This window comes from Williamsia sp. Y721 (assembly GCF_059683565.1).
The window spans coordinates 840,673-855,766 of sequence record NZ_JCASNH010000002.1 but is presented as its reverse complement, the minus strand read 5'-3'; the positions used below and the strand labels follow the sequence as shown (position 1 = coordinate 855,766).

15 protein-coding genes are annotated in these 15,094 nt (G+C 64.4%); 10 read left to right on the top strand and 5 right to left on the bottom strand.

Annotation, left to right across the window (positions count from 1 at the left end; genetic code table 11):
- Window positions 1–60 precede the first annotated feature (60 nt).
- Both AC56PL_RS12765 and AC56PL_RS12760 read left to right on the top strand, forming a co-directional pair.
- On the top strand, window positions 61–1,020 hold the full coding sequence (locus AC56PL_RS12765; RefSeq protein ID WP_497154044.1) for an esterase/lipase family protein: 960 nt from the start codon (window positions 61–63) through the stop codon (window positions 1,018–1,020).
- A 111-nt stretch (window positions 1,021–1,131) separates the two neighbouring features.
- Complete coding sequence (locus AC56PL_RS12760) at window positions 1,132–1,563, top strand: DoxX family protein (protein WP_497154043.1); 432 nt, start codon at window positions 1,132–1,134, stop codon at window positions 1,561–1,563.
- A gap of 1 nt (window position 1,564) precedes the next feature.
- On the opposite strand, the gene AC56PL_RS12755 is transcribed toward AC56PL_RS12760, so the two are convergent.
- On the bottom strand, window positions 1,565–2,689 hold the full coding sequence (locus AC56PL_RS12755; RefSeq protein WP_495514042.1) for a citrate/2-methylcitrate synthase: 1,125 nt from the start codon (window positions 2,687–2,689) through the stop codon (window positions 1,565–1,567).
- 99 nt (window positions 2,690–2,788) lie between these two features.
- On the opposite strand from AC56PL_RS12755, the gene AC56PL_RS12750 reads away from it, so the two are divergent.
- From AC56PL_RS12750 to AC56PL_RS12740, 3 genes are all read left to right on the top strand, one after another.
- Window positions 2,789–4,033 (top strand): citrate synthase, encoded by a 1,245-nt coding sequence (locus tag AC56PL_RS12750; protein WP_497154042.1) that lies wholly within the window; start codon window positions 2,789–2,791, stop codon window positions 4,031–4,033.
- Window positions 4,034–4,105: 72 nt separating this feature from the next.
- Window positions 4,106–4,495 carry a carboxymuconolactone decarboxylase family protein gene (locus AC56PL_RS12745; RefSeq protein WP_495514040.1) on the top strand — a complete coding sequence of 130 codons (390 nt, stop codon included), beginning with the start codon at window positions 4,106–4,108 and terminating at the stop codon, window positions 4,493–4,495.
- A 6-nt stretch (window positions 4,496–4,501) separates the two neighbouring features.
- Window positions 4,502–5,254 carry a DUF429 domain-containing protein gene (locus AC56PL_RS12740; protein WP_497154041.1) on the top strand — a complete coding sequence of 251 codons (753 nt, stop codon included), beginning with the start codon at window positions 4,502–4,504 and terminating at the stop codon, window positions 5,252–5,254.
- Here the strand turns inward: AC56PL_RS12740 and AC56PL_RS12735 are convergent.
- From AC56PL_RS12735 to AC56PL_RS12725, 3 genes are all read right to left on the bottom strand, one after another.
- The gene (locus AC56PL_RS12735; RefSeq protein ID WP_497154040.1) at window positions 5,242–5,727 is read right to left on the bottom strand and encodes a PPOX class F420-dependent oxidoreductase; all 486 of its coding nucleotides are present in this window, start codon (window positions 5,725–5,727) and stop codon (window positions 5,242–5,244) included. The genes AC56PL_RS12740 and AC56PL_RS12735 overlap by 13 nt on opposite strands.
- A gap of 119 nt (window positions 5,728–5,846) precedes the next feature.
- Window positions 5,847–7,370 carry an acyl-CoA synthetase gene (locus tag AC56PL_RS12730; RefSeq protein WP_497154039.1) on the bottom strand — a complete coding sequence of 508 codons (1,524 nt, stop codon included), beginning with the start codon at window positions 7,368–7,370 and terminating at the stop codon, window positions 5,847–5,849.
- Window positions 7,371–7,415: 45 nt separating this feature from the next.
- On the bottom strand, window positions 7,416–7,841 hold the full coding sequence (locus tag AC56PL_RS12725; protein WP_497154038.1) for a VOC family protein: 426 nt from the start codon (window positions 7,839–7,841) through the stop codon (window positions 7,416–7,418).
- A gap of 96 nt (window positions 7,842–7,937) precedes the next feature.
- Here AC56PL_RS12725 and AC56PL_RS12720 point away from each other — a divergent pair, with 96 nt between their 5' ends.
- From AC56PL_RS12720 to AC56PL_RS12710, 3 genes are all read left to right on the top strand, one after another.
- On the top strand, window positions 7,938–8,906 hold the full coding sequence (locus AC56PL_RS12720; RefSeq protein WP_497154037.1) for a helix-turn-helix transcriptional regulator: 969 nt from the start codon (window positions 7,938–7,940) through the stop codon (window positions 8,904–8,906).
- A 59-nt stretch (window positions 8,907–8,965) separates the two neighbouring features.
- Entirely contained in the window at window positions 8,966–10,486 is a 1,521-nt protein-coding gene (locus tag AC56PL_RS12715; protein WP_497154036.1) for an amidohydrolase, read from the top strand.
- 166 nt (window positions 10,487–10,652) lie between these two features.
- Window positions 10,653–12,176, top strand: a complete 1,524-nt coding sequence (locus AC56PL_RS12710; RefSeq protein WP_495514033.1) for a SulP family inorganic anion transporter — start codon at window positions 10,653–10,655, stop codon at window positions 12,174–12,176.
- Between the two features lie 28 nt (window positions 12,177–12,204).
- Here AC56PL_RS12710 and AC56PL_RS12705 read toward each other — a convergent pair whose 3' ends face one another.
- Window positions 12,205–12,414 carry a dodecin gene (locus AC56PL_RS12705; protein WP_495515977.1) on the bottom strand — a complete coding sequence of 70 codons (210 nt, stop codon included), beginning with the start codon at window positions 12,412–12,414 and terminating at the stop codon, window positions 12,205–12,207.
- A 160-nt stretch (window positions 12,415–12,574) separates the two neighbouring features.
- On the opposite strand from AC56PL_RS12705, the gene AC56PL_RS12700 reads away from it, so the two are divergent.
- Together AC56PL_RS12700 and AC56PL_RS12695 are read left to right on the top strand one after the other, a co-directional pair.
- Window positions 12,575–14,749 carry an FUSC family protein gene (locus AC56PL_RS12700; RefSeq protein ID WP_497154035.1) on the top strand — a complete coding sequence of 725 codons (2,175 nt, stop codon included), beginning with the start codon at window positions 12,575–12,577 and terminating at the stop codon, window positions 14,747–14,749.
- 142 nt (window positions 14,750–14,891) lie between these two features.
- Window positions 14,892–15,065 (top strand): hypothetical protein, encoded by a 174-nt coding sequence (locus tag AC56PL_RS12695; protein ID WP_495514031.1) that lies wholly within the window; start codon window positions 14,892–14,894, stop codon window positions 15,063–15,065.
- Window positions 15,066–15,094 lie beyond the last annotated feature (29 nt).

Sequence of the window (15,094 nt, the reverse complement as noted above, 5' to 3'; positions counted from 1 at the left end):
CCCGACGACTATTTTTTCATCCAACAACTGGTTCGGTTGCGATGACCGGCGGGGGTCGGGATGCAGAACGTACGCAAAGTCGGAGTGGTTCTCGTCGCTGCGACACTCGCCCTGTTCACCGGTCTGGGAGCGGGGCCGGCCGGCGCACAGGATCCGCTTCCGGTCACATACAACTTCTTCTCCGGTATCCCCAACGAGTTCGCAAACCCCGGCGGATCGCTGCCCGGCAGCAATGACTGGGACTGCAAGCCCTCGCCCGAACACCCGCGGCCGGTCGTACTCGTCCACGGCACCGGCGGTGGAGCCCAGACGAACTGGGGCACGTACGCGCCGCTGCTCGCCAACAACGGCTACTGCGTCTTCGCGTTGACCTACGGAAATCTACCGGTGGTGCCGTGGCCGCTCAGCGCGATCGGCGGGCTGGACCGGATACAGGACAGCGCTGCCGAACTGGCCACCTTTGTCGATCGCGTGCTGGCGGCGACCGGTGCCGAGAAGATCGACATCGTCGGACATTCTCAGGGCACGCTGATGCCGACGTACTGGCTGAAGTTCCTCGACGGAGCCGGCAAGGTCGACAAGTATGTGTCGTTGGCCCCGCTCTGGAACGGGACCACCGTCGCGGCCGCGAGTGAGCTGAACATGTACACCACACTGCTTGGGCTCGGATGGTTTCAAGAGATCACCGTCGGCGCGCTGTGCGGCGCCTGCCTGCAGATGGTGACCGGCTCAGACATGCTGCGCACACTCCAGGCCGGCGGCATCCTCGACCCTGGCGTCACCTACACCAACATCATGACCCGGTACGACGAACTGGTTGTGCCGTACACAAGCGGCAGCGTGGTTGCTCCCAATTCCACCAACATCGTTGTCCAGGACGGTTGTTCGCAAGACTTCTCCAAACACACCGGAATCGCCGGATCACGTCGTGCCGCAACCTTTGTCCTCAACGCACTCGACCCGGAGAACCAGCAACCCGTCGGCTGCTGGTTCGCCGCGCCGTTCACCGGCGCCTCCTAGCGCCCACTGCGCCAAACTTGCCCGCCTGAGCAGGCAATTCTTGTCTTTCGATTACTTTCTCCGACGTAGGTGGTCTCACTACACAACATCCCACCAAGCCAGGAGTACCCGATGACCATCACCACACGTCCCAGTTCCCCAGCGTCCAACACCCCCTCGCTCGGCCGCTCGGCCCGGATCGCCGGTTGGGTGGTCACCGCGATTGTCTCCGCCCTCTTACTCGTGGACGCCGTGTCGCACCTGGCGATGCCCCAGAGCGTCAAGGATGCGACGTACGATCTCGGTTTCACCGATGGAGACGCCACCGCCATGGGTCTCGTCTTGCTCGGATGCGTTGCGCTATATCTTTTTCCACGGACTTCGATTCTCGGAGCAGTACTGCTGACCGGCTACCTCGGTGGTGCTGTCACCGCATTGATGGTGTCCGAGGAAGGGTTTGCCGCAGGGGCCTTCTTTCCCATTGTTGTCGGTGTGATCATCTGGGCAGGCCTCTGGTTGCGCAGCAGCACCGTTCGTTCGATCATGCCGTTGACCCCGCGCTGAATCACACCACGGGCGGTCCGACGTAGCGGGCGATGGGACGGATGATCTTGCGATCCTCGGCCTGCTCAAGGATATTCGCGCACCAGCCGACCACCCGGCTGACAGCGAAGGTGGGGGTGAACATCTCCCGCGGCACACCGCAGCGGTCCATCACCACCCCGGCATAGAACTCCACATTGGCGTAGAGGTTCCGGTCGGGGTAGGCATCGGCCAGCACCGCGACCACGTCCTTCTCGACCTGGACCGCGAACTCGACCAGCGGGCCACCGAGCGACAATGCGATGTCGCGCAACATCTCTGACCGTGGATCAACCGTCCGGTAGACGGCGTGACCGAAACCCATGATGCGACTGCGGTGCGCGAGTTGCTCTCGGGCCCAGGCGGTTGCGTCGCCCATCTCGCGGATCTCGTCCAGTGCATCGAGCGCACGGTCAGGTGCCCCACCATGGAGTGGACCGGAGAACGCGCCGATCGCACCACAGACGGCCGAGACCACATCGGCGCCGGTGGAGGCGATCACCCGGCCGGTGAAGGTCGACGCATTGAAGCCGTGATCGATGGTCGCGATCATGTATTGCTCCACCGCCCGGGCAGCACTGGGCGTCGGATCCACACCGGTCAGGCTGTACAACCAGTTCTGCGACACCGAGAGATCATCACGCGGTTCGACCGGGTCCTCACCGGCACGAATTCGGTACAGGGCAGCCAGAATCGTCGGCGTGATCGCCGTGACCACCAGCGAATCAGCGATGCGCCGCTCCGGACCGCTGTCCCACATCGGCGCGATCTGGTGTGTCGCCGCAAATGCCGAGAGCACCGTCCGGAGTCCGGCCAGCAGTTGCCGCTCGGTGCCGGCAAGGGCGACGGTCCGCAGCAGCGATCCCAACTCGTCCGGTATCGCCCGCAACGATCGGGTGAGGGTCACGAACTCCGCGAGTTCGGAAGAATCTGGAAGCCGACCGTATACGAACAGGTACCAGACCTCCTCGAACGATTTCGTCCGGGCGAGTTCGATGGCCGAGTACTGCCGGTACTGGTAGAAGCCCTCGTCACCGCGGACGTCACCGACGCGGGTATCGGTCACGACGACGTTGCTCAATCCGGGTGGCGCAACAATGACGGACATTGATGCCTCCGATCTTGTTTTGTGTTCTTCTGGTACAGCAACATTCGGCCCGATATTGATCTGTGTCAATGTTGATCGAATCAACATGGAGGTCCGACGATGACAGCTGAATCCCGGCGCACCGGACATCGACGACGCTGGCCCACCCCACTGCGCCACGACGGCCGGGACTACCTGACCACCGCGCAGGTTGCCCGCATCCTCGGAGTCAAGGCGCAGACGGTTTACGCCTACGCCAGTCGCGGCACATTGACCAGTGCCCGCATCGACGGTGTCGGCGGGAGCGTATTCGCCGTCGACGAGGTGGACGCGGTCGCCCGCCGATCCTCAACCCGTCCACCGGCCGGGGTCGTCGAGCGAATACGCACGCAGATAACACTTCTGGACAACGACCGCCTGTACTATCGGGGCCGTGACGCGGCGGTCCTGGCCGATGCCGGCCGATTCGAAACCGTCGCCGAATTGCTCTGGGGCCACACCGCGGACTGGGATGTGAACCTGTTTCCTGCCAAAGTCTTCCGGCAAATCTCCGCATTACAGCCGGCCACCGGCCGCGGTGTGGACTGTATCAAGATGGTCGTCGACGTCCTCGGATCACGAGATGCGTTGCGCCATCAGATCTCCCCTGCCGCGGTCTGCGCACGAGCCGCAGGCATCCTGGCCAACAGTGTGGCCGTTCTCCCGCCACTGACCGACAAGCCGCCCCTCGACGACTCCCTGGCCGCGCGGCTCTGGCCACGACTGAGCCCCGTCACCGCCACCCGTCAGCGGATCCGGCTATTGAACATGGCAATGGTGTTGCTCGCCGATCACGACCTCTCCGCGGGCACCGTGGCCGCCCGGGTGGCCGCCAGTTCCCGCGGCAGCATCTATTCGGTGGTCACCTCCGGTCTCGGAGCGCTCGACGGATCGCTGCACGGCGGTGCCGCCACCCTCGCCTACCGGTTCCTACGTGAGGCCACATCAGACCCGGCAGCTGCCCTGTCGACGGAACTCGAGGCGTCGGGCAGCGTTCCCGGCTGCGGCCACGTTGTCTACAGCCACCAGGATCCACGCGCCGAGACCCTGTTGACCGCGCTCGCGTCGGCCTCCGGTGGCAACCGCAAGGTCATGCCGACCATCACCGCTCTTCGACCATTGCTCGACGAGTCGGGCGCCGGATTCATGAACTCCGACATGGCACTTGCCGCGTTGGCCCTGCGCTACGACATGGCACCGGACGCCGCCGAGACCATCTTTGCCCTGTCGCGGATCGCCGGGTGGGTGGCACACGCCATCGAGGAGTACAACGAACCGCGACTTCGATTCCGCCCGGAAGGTGTGTACGTGGGCATCCGGCCCTGACAGGTCCGCATGGCAGGATTGGCTGCGCGACATCCCGTTCGACCCTGAACGTTCGACCCGGCAAGGAGCACCATGACCACCGAGAACTCCCGATTCGAACCAGGAATGCAGATCCGCCGGGAAGTGATGGGTGACGAGTTCGTCGACCGCGCCCTGGCCCGTACCGAAGGCACCGAATCCGAGGCGATCCAGACGGCGGTCACCGACCTCGTCTGGGGCGGCATCTGGTCGCGGCCAGGCCTGGAGCGCCGCGACCGCAGCCTGCTGAACATCGGACTGCTCACCGCCCTGCGAGCACACGGCGAACTTGCCGGCCACGTCCGCGGCGCATTGAAGAACGGCCTGTCCCGCACCGAGATCACCGAGGCCGTCATCCACTGCAGCGGATACTGCGGTGCCCCGGCCGCGTTGTCGGCCATGGCTGTCGTTCAGGAAGTCTTCGACGCCACCCCGACCGACTGACCGGCGATGCGGACCCTCGGAATCGACCTTGCGTCCCAACCGAATCGGACGGCGATGGCGACGATCGAGTGGTCCGGTGCCGGCGCGTCGGTCAGTGCCGTGCAGACGATTGTCACCGATGCGGACATCCTGGCGGCCGTACCCGGTGCCGACAAGGTGGGTATCGATGCTCCGTTCGGCTGGCCCGATGCGTTTGTCGATGTGGTGTCCGCCCAGCACGTCGGTGATGTCCCGCGACAACGGGCGCTGTTCGCAGATCCCGGCGTGACCCGTTTCGTGGCCCGCCGAACCGACGAATGGGTTCGTGCGACAACAGGTTTGATCCCACTGAGCGTGTCCGCCGATCGCATCGCGTACGTGGCATTGCGGGCGGTTCGGTTGCTGGCGTCGCTCGACGGCCCCGACTTCGACGCAAGCCGGATCAACGGAACCGCGGTCGAGGCATACCCCGCTGCGGCGTTGAAAACCTGGAACCTGCAGCACAACCGGTACAAGGGGCGCCCGCAACAGGTGTCATTGGCCGCCCTGGTCGACGAACTCGAGGTCCGGGCTCCATGGCTCGACCTCGGACCCTGTCGAGCGCTGTGCACCACCAGCGATGACGCCTTTGACGCGGTGATCACCGCCCTCATCGCGCGGGCCGCCGCCCTCGGCCTGACCGTATTGCCCGATGCCGAGCACGCAGCCATCGCCCGGCGCGAGGGTTGGATCCACGTACCGAGCGCGCCTCTCGACGCATTGGCCCCTCAGCCGTCCTGAGCGTCCAGCTTCTCGGCGACGTCAGCGGGGAATCCACCGGTTGCCAGGGGACCCCATCGGGTCGGCGTGATGCGGATGAGCGACTTGTTCTGGAGCCTCATCGCGGCGCGGTATTCATCCCAGTCCGAATGTTCACCGGCGATGCTGCGGAAGTAGTCGACCAGCGCGTCCTCGGCCTCCGGCATGTCCAGCACCTCGGCCGTACCGTCCACCTGTACCCACGCCGCATTCCACTCATCCGAGAGCACGCAGACGCTGACCGCGGGGTTCCGCTTGATGTTGACGGTCTTCGCCCGTCCCGGATAGGTGGCGATCACGATGCGACCCTGCGGATCGACGCCACCACTGACCGGTGACAACTGCGGCGTTCCGTCTGCACGAACCGTGCTGAGCAGCATCTTGTGCCTTGGACGAACGAAATCGAGCAGTTCGGTGAGTTCCACGTGACTATTGGTTGCAATGGTTCTGGCCATGCACACCAGCCTACGGATCACGGTTTGACGAGAAAAGCACACACTCCAGTCATAAGCACACGTTGCGACGTGTGATTATGACTGGAACGTGTGCTTTTGTTCGATGTGTCGCGGCCGATCTACAGACCCGCACGCAATTCGCGTTTGAGGAGCTTGCCACTCTGGTTGCGCGGCAGTTCATCAACGATGACAACACGTTTCGGCACCTTGAAGGGTGCGATCCGCTCTTTCACATGGGCGATCAACACCTCCGGCGCAACGTCGCCGGCATCGGGCCGCAGCACCACCACCGCGGTGATCGCCTCGATCCACTTCTCGTCGGGGGTACCGATCACGGCGACCTCGGCGACGCCGGGATGTGTGTAGATCACGTCTTCGACCTCCCGTGAGGCCACCAGGATCCCACCGGTGTTGATGACGTCCTTGATGCGGTCGACCACGGTGAGGTAGCCCTGCTCGTCACGGGTGACGAGGTCGCCGGAGTGGAACCAACCGTCGCGGAATGCCTCTTCGGTGGCTTCGGGGTTCTCCCAATAGCCTTGGCACAGTTGAGGGGAACGGTAGAGGACCTCGCCTGCCGTACCGTCGGGAACATCGTTGCCCTCGGCGTCGACAACGCGCGTCTCGACGAAGAACACCGCCTTGCCACAGGACGCGGGCCGGTCAGCGTGGTCGTCGGGTCCGAGGACAGCAGCCAGCGGGCCTATCTCGGATTGTCCAAAGCAGTTGTAGAACTTGATGTCCGGGTAGCGCTCACGCAACCGGTTCAGCACGGTGACCGGCATGATCGATGCCCCGTACTGGGCCTTGCGCAGGGACGAGAGATCGCGGGTATCGAGGTCGGGGTGCCCGGCCAGCGGTACCCACACGGTCGGCGCGAGGAACAGCGATCCGATCTTCTCGGCTTCGATGCGGCGCAGGATCTCCGGGATGTCCGGCGTCTCCATCAGGCTGATCGTCGCGCCGACCGAAAGCATTGGAAGCATGAACACATGCATCCCGGCCGAGTGGTACAGCGGCATCGCGATGAGCGGGTTGTCGGACTCATCGAAGTCGAGTGCGATCACCGACGACACGTACTCGTGGACCATCGCTCCATGGGTCATCATCGCGCCCTTGGGCTTTGACGTCGTGCCCGAGGTGTAGAGAAGCTGCACGAGGTCGGAGTCGGCCACCTCCCAGTCGATCTCCGGGACATCCCCCGCCGCGCTGCGGTCGAGTAGCGATCCGTCCTCGTCGCGCAGGGTGATGACCTGCCCGATGTCGAGCGCATCGACAACGGGACCGAGGTTCTGGCGCAACGCCGGATCCACCAGGACCGCACGGCTACCCGATTGACCGATCAGGTACGACAACTCGCCTTCTTTGAGCGCGTAGTTCACCGGCACATGAACCAGCCCGCTGCGGGCGCAGGCCAGAAAGGCGATGACGTAGGCGTCAGAGTTGGTGCCGTAGGCCGCCACCCGGTCGCCGGAGTTCAGGCCGAGTGACCGCAGATAACCCGCAGCCCTGGTCACCGCATTGTCCAGCTCGGCGTACGACAAGGTGCGGTCAGCGAATCGCAGCGCGGTCCGGTCGGGAAACCGCGCTGCGGTCCGGCGCAGAACTCCATCAACGGTACTGAAACGGGGGTTGGCGATCATGCCGCAACTTTATAGGACGTCCAAGTATTGGCGGCACCAGATTCACTAGCCTGCCGGGTAGTCGACCTCGACGTCGAGAACCCAGGTGACACCGAACTTGTCCACGAGCATCCCGTACAGCGGAGCCCAGGCGGCCGGACCGAGATCGACGACGGTGTGCGCCCCTGCGGAGAGTTCCTTCCAGTAAGCGGTGACCTCGTCGGCGTCCCGGCCGCGCACCGACACGAAGTGCGCGTTCAGTCCGGCGTCGTAGGGCATGGCGGACGGCACGTCGGAGGCCATCACATGAAAACCGTTCGGCGCCTGGACCTGACCCCACATGATCTGCTCGGCTTCTGCCGGTTCCTGGACGTTGTGGGCATCCGAGTAGCTGATTGCGGTGAGTTCTCCACCGAATGCGGCTTGATAGAACTCCAGTGCCGCCTTGGCATCGCCGCGAAAGTTCAGGTGGTTGGTGACGGTGATCGACATTCTCTGCTCCTTGATTGTTGCGCTGTGTTTGACAAACACCAGAGTCACACCAGTAGTGGACACATAATGTCCACTACTTCCGGCAAGATGGCTCTCATGGCTGAAACCTCGGCTCGACTCCTGGCGCTGCTGTCGCTGCTCCAGACCAGGCGGGTGTGGGCAGGCCCGCAGCTCACCGAGCGACTGCAGGTCAGCAGTCGCACGATGCGCCGGGACATCGAGAACCTGCGGGAGATGGGCTACCGCATCGACGCGATCAAGGGTCCCGCCGGCGGTTACCAACTGGGCGCCGGATCCGAACTCCCGCCGCTGCTGTTCGACGACGAACAGGCCGTGGCCATCGCCGTCACGCTGCAGTCCGCCACCACGCCCGGCATCGAGGAAGCGGCCGCGCGGGCCCTTGCCACCGTCCGACAGGTCATGCCTGCACGACTACGCGGGCGCATCGACACCCTGCAGGTCACCGCCGTCCCGCGGACGACCACCGGTCCGGCCGCGCCGCTGGATACGGACACCCTTCTCGCGGTCAGCCCCGCGGTGAGTGCCCGCGAAGTCCTGCGATTCGACTACCGAACCAACCAGACCCCGGATGCCGAGGTCATGCCACCGCGACGAGCCGAGCCCCATCACGTCGTCAGCCACGACGGCCGCTGGTACCTCGTCGCGTGGGACCTCGATCGTGACGCCTGGCGGACCTTCCGCATCGACCGGATGACCCCACGAATTCCGACCGGCCCGCGGTTTGGCGCACGGGAGATACCCGGAGGCGATGTGGGCGCGTTCGTGGCTGCCCGTTTCAAGGGGTCGCGCGGTGCGAACTCCTGGCCGTGTCAGGGTGAGGTCCTGCTCGATCTCCCGGCAACGACGGTGTCGCCCTTTGTCGAAGACGGGACCGTCGAAGATCTCGGCCCGGATCGTTGCCGTCTGCAGATCGGCTCGTGGTCGTGGACCGCGTTGGCTGCCGGGATCGGCCGGTTCGACGCCGATTTCGAGGTTGTCGGTCCGCCGGAACTCGCGGATGCCTGTGCGCGGCTGGCACGCCGGTACGCGGCAGCCACGGAATGACACCACGGAGTCCGAGCCCACATTGCGCCGCGGATGCTCCTACTGGAAAGTGATCTCTCGTGGCCTCTTCGACTTTCATCCGGCGCGCACGACTGGTACCGGTCCGCACGCCTGCGGCGACCGACTCACCCGTGGACATCAGGATCACCGATGGTGTGGTCACCGAGGTCGCACCCGGATTGCGCCCCGGATCCGAGGACGTGGTGCTCGACGCCGACGGCCGATGGGCAATTCCGGGACTGTGGGATCAGCACGTGCACATGTCGATGTGGGCTCAGACCAGAGCGCGAATCGACGTCTCCGCCGCCACCTGTGCGGCCGACGTAACCCGGATCATCGCCGACCATGTCGAGACACTGCCCGGGCCGTGGCAGGGCCGCGCTCTCCTGGGTTTCGGCTTCCGAACCGCACTGTGGCCCACCCAACCCACCGTCGCCGAACTCGACGCCGTGAGCGGACACCACCCGGTCATCCTGTCCAGCGGCGACGTGCACACCGGCTGGCTCAACAGCAAAGCGCTTGCACTACTGGGCATTCCACCGCGCGATACACAGCTGGTTGAAGGCGAGTGGTTCGACCTGCAACCGGCGCTCGCGCAGTTGTCGGCGGCCTCGAATGATGTCGACTCGCTTGTCCGCGCGGCGGTCGACGAGGCTGCGGGCCGCGGCGTGGTCGGCATAGTCGACTTCGAGATGGCGGCCGGACATCGCGAATGGCCGCAGCGTTTCGCGGCCGGGATCGATCAGCTGCGGGTCGCGCCCGTCACGTACGCGACCACACTCGACGACGTGCTCGCCGCGGGACTGAGGACCGGGGATCGGCTGATGGAGAGTTCGGACCTGTTGACCATGGGTCCGTTGAAGATCTTCTCCGACGGCTCCCTCAACACCCGGACCGCACACTGTTGCCAGCCCTACGCCGACGCTCATGAGCTCGAATATCCGCGCGGACAACAGATCTACGATCGCGAGACGTTGATCGAGCTGTTGGCCCGTGGCACTGCCGGCGGACTCCGCATCGCGTTGCACGCCATCGGCGATGCCGCAGTGGATCAGGCGCTGAGCGCTTTTGAGGCCACCGGCGCTCGCGGCGGCATCGAGCACGCGCAGCTGATCCGCTTCGCCGACATCCCCAGGATGAAGGCGTTGGACATCCGGGCGAGTGTGCAACCGGCACACCTTCTCGACGACCGCGACGTCGCCGACCGATGCTGGCCCGACCGCGGCGATCGCTGCTTTGCCCTGCGGTCGATGCTCGATGGTGGTGTTCAGCTTGTCCTGGGGTCCGACGCCCCGGTCTCGATCCTCGACCCTCGGCTGGCGATGGCGGCGGCGGTACATCGCGGCCGCGACGGCGAGGACCCATGGAATCCGGCCGAATCACTCACACCCGCGCAGGCCCTGGCGGCCAGTACCGGCGGCCAGTCGACCATCACCGCAGGCAACCGGGGCGATGTGGTGCTGCTCGACGAGGATCCGCTGCAGCCGGCCGAGACCACCGCGCAGGCGGCGCAGGTGCTGCGCAACCTCGGTGTCGCGGCAACGGTCACCGCAGGCCGCATCACTCATCTGGCAATGTGACGTACGTCAGGTCAAGCGTTGTCTGAGTTGGCAGCACAGCGGTCAGATCGGTAGGTTCCTACAGTCCGACGGCGCTGACCTCGGGTAACAATCGCGGGGTCGACCAGTCGCGCCGTGCTATCCCCCGCCGTAGGACCAGGCCATAGGACCAGAAGGTGAACTCCCCGTGCCCAGCGCAGTGAAGACCGCTCATTCGCAGACGCCACCGGCAACGGTCCGCTCACTGCTCCGCAGTCCGGTGCAGCTGCGCAAAGAGATCCTCGCCGGTCTGGTGGTCGCACTCGCGTTGATTCCCGAGGCGATCTCGTTCTCGATCATCGCCGGGGTCGATCCACGGGTCGGCCTCTTCGCCTCGTTCACGATGGCCGTCACCATCTCGGTGGTCGGTGGTCGTCCGGCGATGATCTCGGCAGCCACCGGCGCGGTCGCGTTGGTGGTGGCACCGGTCGTCGACGAATACGGCCTCGACTACCTCCTGGCAACGGTCCTTCTCGCCGGGCTGCTGCAGATCGTGCTCAGCCTGGCCGGCATCGCGAAGCTGATGCGGTTCATCCCGCGCAGCGTGATGACCGGCTTCGTCAACGCGCTGGCCATCCTGATCTTCAGCGCACAGCTGCCGCAATTGTTCGGAGACGACATCCCCTGGCTGGTCTATCCACTGGTGGCGGCGGGTCTCGCGATCATCGTCTTCCTGCCGCGCCTCACCTCGGTTGTCCCGTCACCGCTCGTTGCGATCGTGGTGCTCACGGTGCTTGTGACATCAGTCGGCTGGGACGTCCCGACGGTCGAAGACGAAGGCGCCCTGCCCGATTCGTTGCCGTCACTCCTTCTGCCCGATGTGCCGTGGACGTGGCATACATTGTCGGTCATCGCGCCGTACGCACTGGCCATGGCGCTGGTCGGGTTGATGGAGTCGTTGATGACCGCCAAACTCGTCGACGACATCACCGACACCCACTCGAACAAGACCCGTGAGAGCTGGGGTCAGGGTGTGGCGAACATCGTCACCGGATTCTTCGGCGGCATGGGCGGTTGCGCGATGATCGGCCAGACGATGATCAACGTCAAACAGTCGGGCGCCCGCACGCGGCTGTCGACGTTCTTGGCCGGAATCTTCCTGTTGATCCTGGTGGTGGTGCTCGGCGACATCGTCGGCGTCATCCCGATGGCCGCCCTGGTGGCCGTGATGATCATGGTGTCGGTCGGCACGTTCGACTGGCACAGCGTCCGCCCCCGCACGTTGCGGTTGATGCCCTTCCCCGAAACGCTCGTGATGCTGGTGACGGTGGTGGCCACCGTTGCGACCAGCAACCTGGCGATCGGCGTCGTCCTGGGGGTGCTCACGGCCATGGTTCTGTTCGCGCGCCGGGTGGCCCACCTGACCGGGGTCGAGGCGACAACGGAGATCACCGAAGATGGCGTAGAGATCCGGCGTTATCGCGTCACCGGCCAGCTGTTCTTCGCCTCCAGCAACGATCTTGTCTACCGGTTCGATTACGCAGGCGATCCCGACACCGTGGTCATCGATCTCAGCGCGGCGGACATCTGGGATGCCTCGACGGTCGCCGCCCTCGATGCCATCTTGCGGAAGTACCGTGATCGCGGCAAGGAAGCCACCATCGTCGGACTCGCCGGTCCGAGTCTGGAGCGGCTCGAACGTCTCTCCGGAAATCTCGGCGCCGGACACTGACGCCCGGGTCCGGCGCTCTCGACCCGGGTCAGTCCTCGATCTTGAACCCGACCTTCAAAGTCACTTGAAAATGGGCGATTTCACCGTTCTCGACGTGCCCACGGGTCTCGACCACCTCGAACCAGTCGACATTACGTAGCGACTTGTTTGCCCTCGCGATGGCTTTTCTGATCGCATCGTCGGAACTCGACATCGATGTTCCCACGATCTCTGTGACTCGATAGACGTTCTCGCTCATTGGCGGTCCTCGATCCTTCGTTGGACGGAAGTCGTTCGATGGCATCAATCCCTCGCACTGCCAACGGTACTGATCAGGGACAGCGGTGGAGGCGTTCACGAGAACATCGGCCCCAATCAGTTCGCCACGGGGGGCCAAGGCATCCGGCTAGGATTCGAAAATGGGCATGCCCGTCCGCCGGCTCCGCACGAGGTTCGTCGCTGCAGCAGGTAGGCGTGATCCCGATTTCGACGCGCTACGACGCGCGATTCGATCGGCGCTGGTCATTCCGGTCGCCGCTGCGGTCGCAATGCAGCTCGGGGACGCGCAAACCTCACTGTTCGCGATCTTCGGTTCGGTTGCGCTCCTCATTCTCGTCGATTTTCCGGGCAATCGCACCCGGCGTGCAGTGAGCTACGGCGGTCTGGCCGTGGTGGGCTATCCCTTCATCTGTGCTGCCACGGTGCTCGCCGAGCCCGGATGGCTGGCCGCGCTGTCGATGTTCGTGGTGGGCGTGGCGGTGTCGTCTACCGCAATCCTCGGTTCCAGTTTCTCGGCAGCCCAGCGATCTGCCCTGTTGCTCTTTGTCGTTCCGGTCGCCAACCCCGCGGGCCAGCTGCCGGATCGGTTGCTGGGCTGGACTCTTGCCGTCGTGTTCTGCGTCCCGGCAGCCCTGTTCCTGCTGCCGCCGCGCCACCATGACGAACTACGTAAACGCGCGCGCCTGGTGTGCGGTGGATTGGCGGAGTATCTGGCACGTGGTCCCGACACGACCGCGACGAAACCGGCCACAGTCGACGTCGACACTCTGATGGATCGTTTACGACAGGCCTACCTCGGCTCCAATGCCCGGCCCGCAGGCCTGTCTGCAGGCAGTCGGGCGATCATCAGGGTGGTTGACGACCTCGAATGGCTGACCACTCAGGTGATCCGGCGCAAAGTGCAGCTGTCAGATGACCTGCGTGGGCCTTCCGTCCGCGTGCTGCAGCTGGCGGCAGACATACTTGCCGCAGACGGCCGAAAGGTTGAATTCGACGAGCGCAGTGAGCTGTTGGACGCCGCCGACCACCTGAGGTCGTTGATGCGCACCCGTTTCGGCACGAACCTCGACACCATTCTCGCCGATCCCAGTGACGCCGAAGCCGAGGCGGACGGCGTGAGATTGCTCGAAATCCACACCAGCTGCAGCACCATCGCACTGATCGGCCGCACCGTGGCGTGGGCATCGGCCGCCGACGCACGACCGATGTTGCAGAAGATTCTCGGCCGACAGTTACCAGCCACCGGGGCAGCAGATTCGGTGCTACCCGAGTATCAGTCGACGCGTATGTCGATTTCGTCGACCTTGATCAAGAACTCGGTGATCGCTCGAAATGCGTTGCGCACCGGCGTCGGACTCGCGGCCGCTGTCGCCCTCATACAGATAGTGCCTGTGCAACACGGTTTCTGGGTGGTCCTTGGTGCCCTGTCAGTCCTGCGCACCAGCGCACTGGCGACGGGTTCGAATGTGCTGCGTTCAATTCTCGGTACTGCGGTCGGGTTTCTCGTCGGAGCGCTCATCATCACCGCCGTTGGCACCAGTGAGATCGCCCTGTGGATCGTGTTGCCGATTGCGGTGTTCGGCGCTGCCTACATCCCCAAGATGATCTCTTACACCGCGGGTCAGGCGGCATTCACGGTATTCATCGTCACCCTCTTCAACGTGCTGGGTCCCAGCGGCTGGAAGATCGGACTGATCAGGGTCGAAGACGTGGCGATCGGCTGCGCCGTTGCCGTCGTCGCGGGAATCCTGATGTGGCCGCGAGGCATCGCGGCAACGGCCCGCGCCGCCATCAACGACTCAATATCCGTCCACACGCGGTATCTCAGAGCTGCCACTGTCAGGATGATCACGGGCTCGACTACCGCTACCGAAACCACGGTCGCCGAGATGCGCACGGAAAGCCAAATTGCTTACCGGGCAGCCGATGATGCAGCGCGCCAATACCTTTCCGAAACAGGATCGGCCGTCGAACGTCGTACGCCGATGGTGAGCGCCCTGGGACGATCCATCCGGCTACGCACCGTCGCCGATTCCATCGCCGACCTCACACCCACCTCACACCCGGCGGCAACCGGGCCGAACCTGTGCACGGTCCTCGACATCCAAGCGGCCCGGGTTCAAGTCGACACCGTCGACACCGTCAAAACCGTCAACACCGAGGACCACCTGAGCCGAATCGCGGCCGCATTGGTCGCCGCGCTTCGCGCCGACCACGAGAAAAACGGCTTGAGCGTCGACGAGGCGCATCCGCTCATTGCGACAGCGGCCTACCTCGGCGAGCTCGAGTTGATGCGCGGGAGCAGACCGCAATAAATCAGTTGCCGCAGCGCACTGATCGCAGCAACACTGTCCTGACCTGCACAACCTTCGCCCATACAGGCCTTGGCAGAAACTTTGCCAAGGCTGGCAATTCCGCCACTGTTGGCAGGAAGTTATTGAACGGATAGTTACTGCCATGGAACTTTTGGTGATCATCGGACCGGCTGTAGTGGCCGGAATCATTGCGGCATACCAGAACCACACCTCGCCGTACGCGCCCCTCGATGCCGTTCGCCGGCCGACGTCCACACGTACCCAGACCGAACTCGAAATGCTCGCCCGTCGCGAGGGCGAACCTACCCACGCTTGATCAAAACCCTTTGTCGACAATCGATCTCG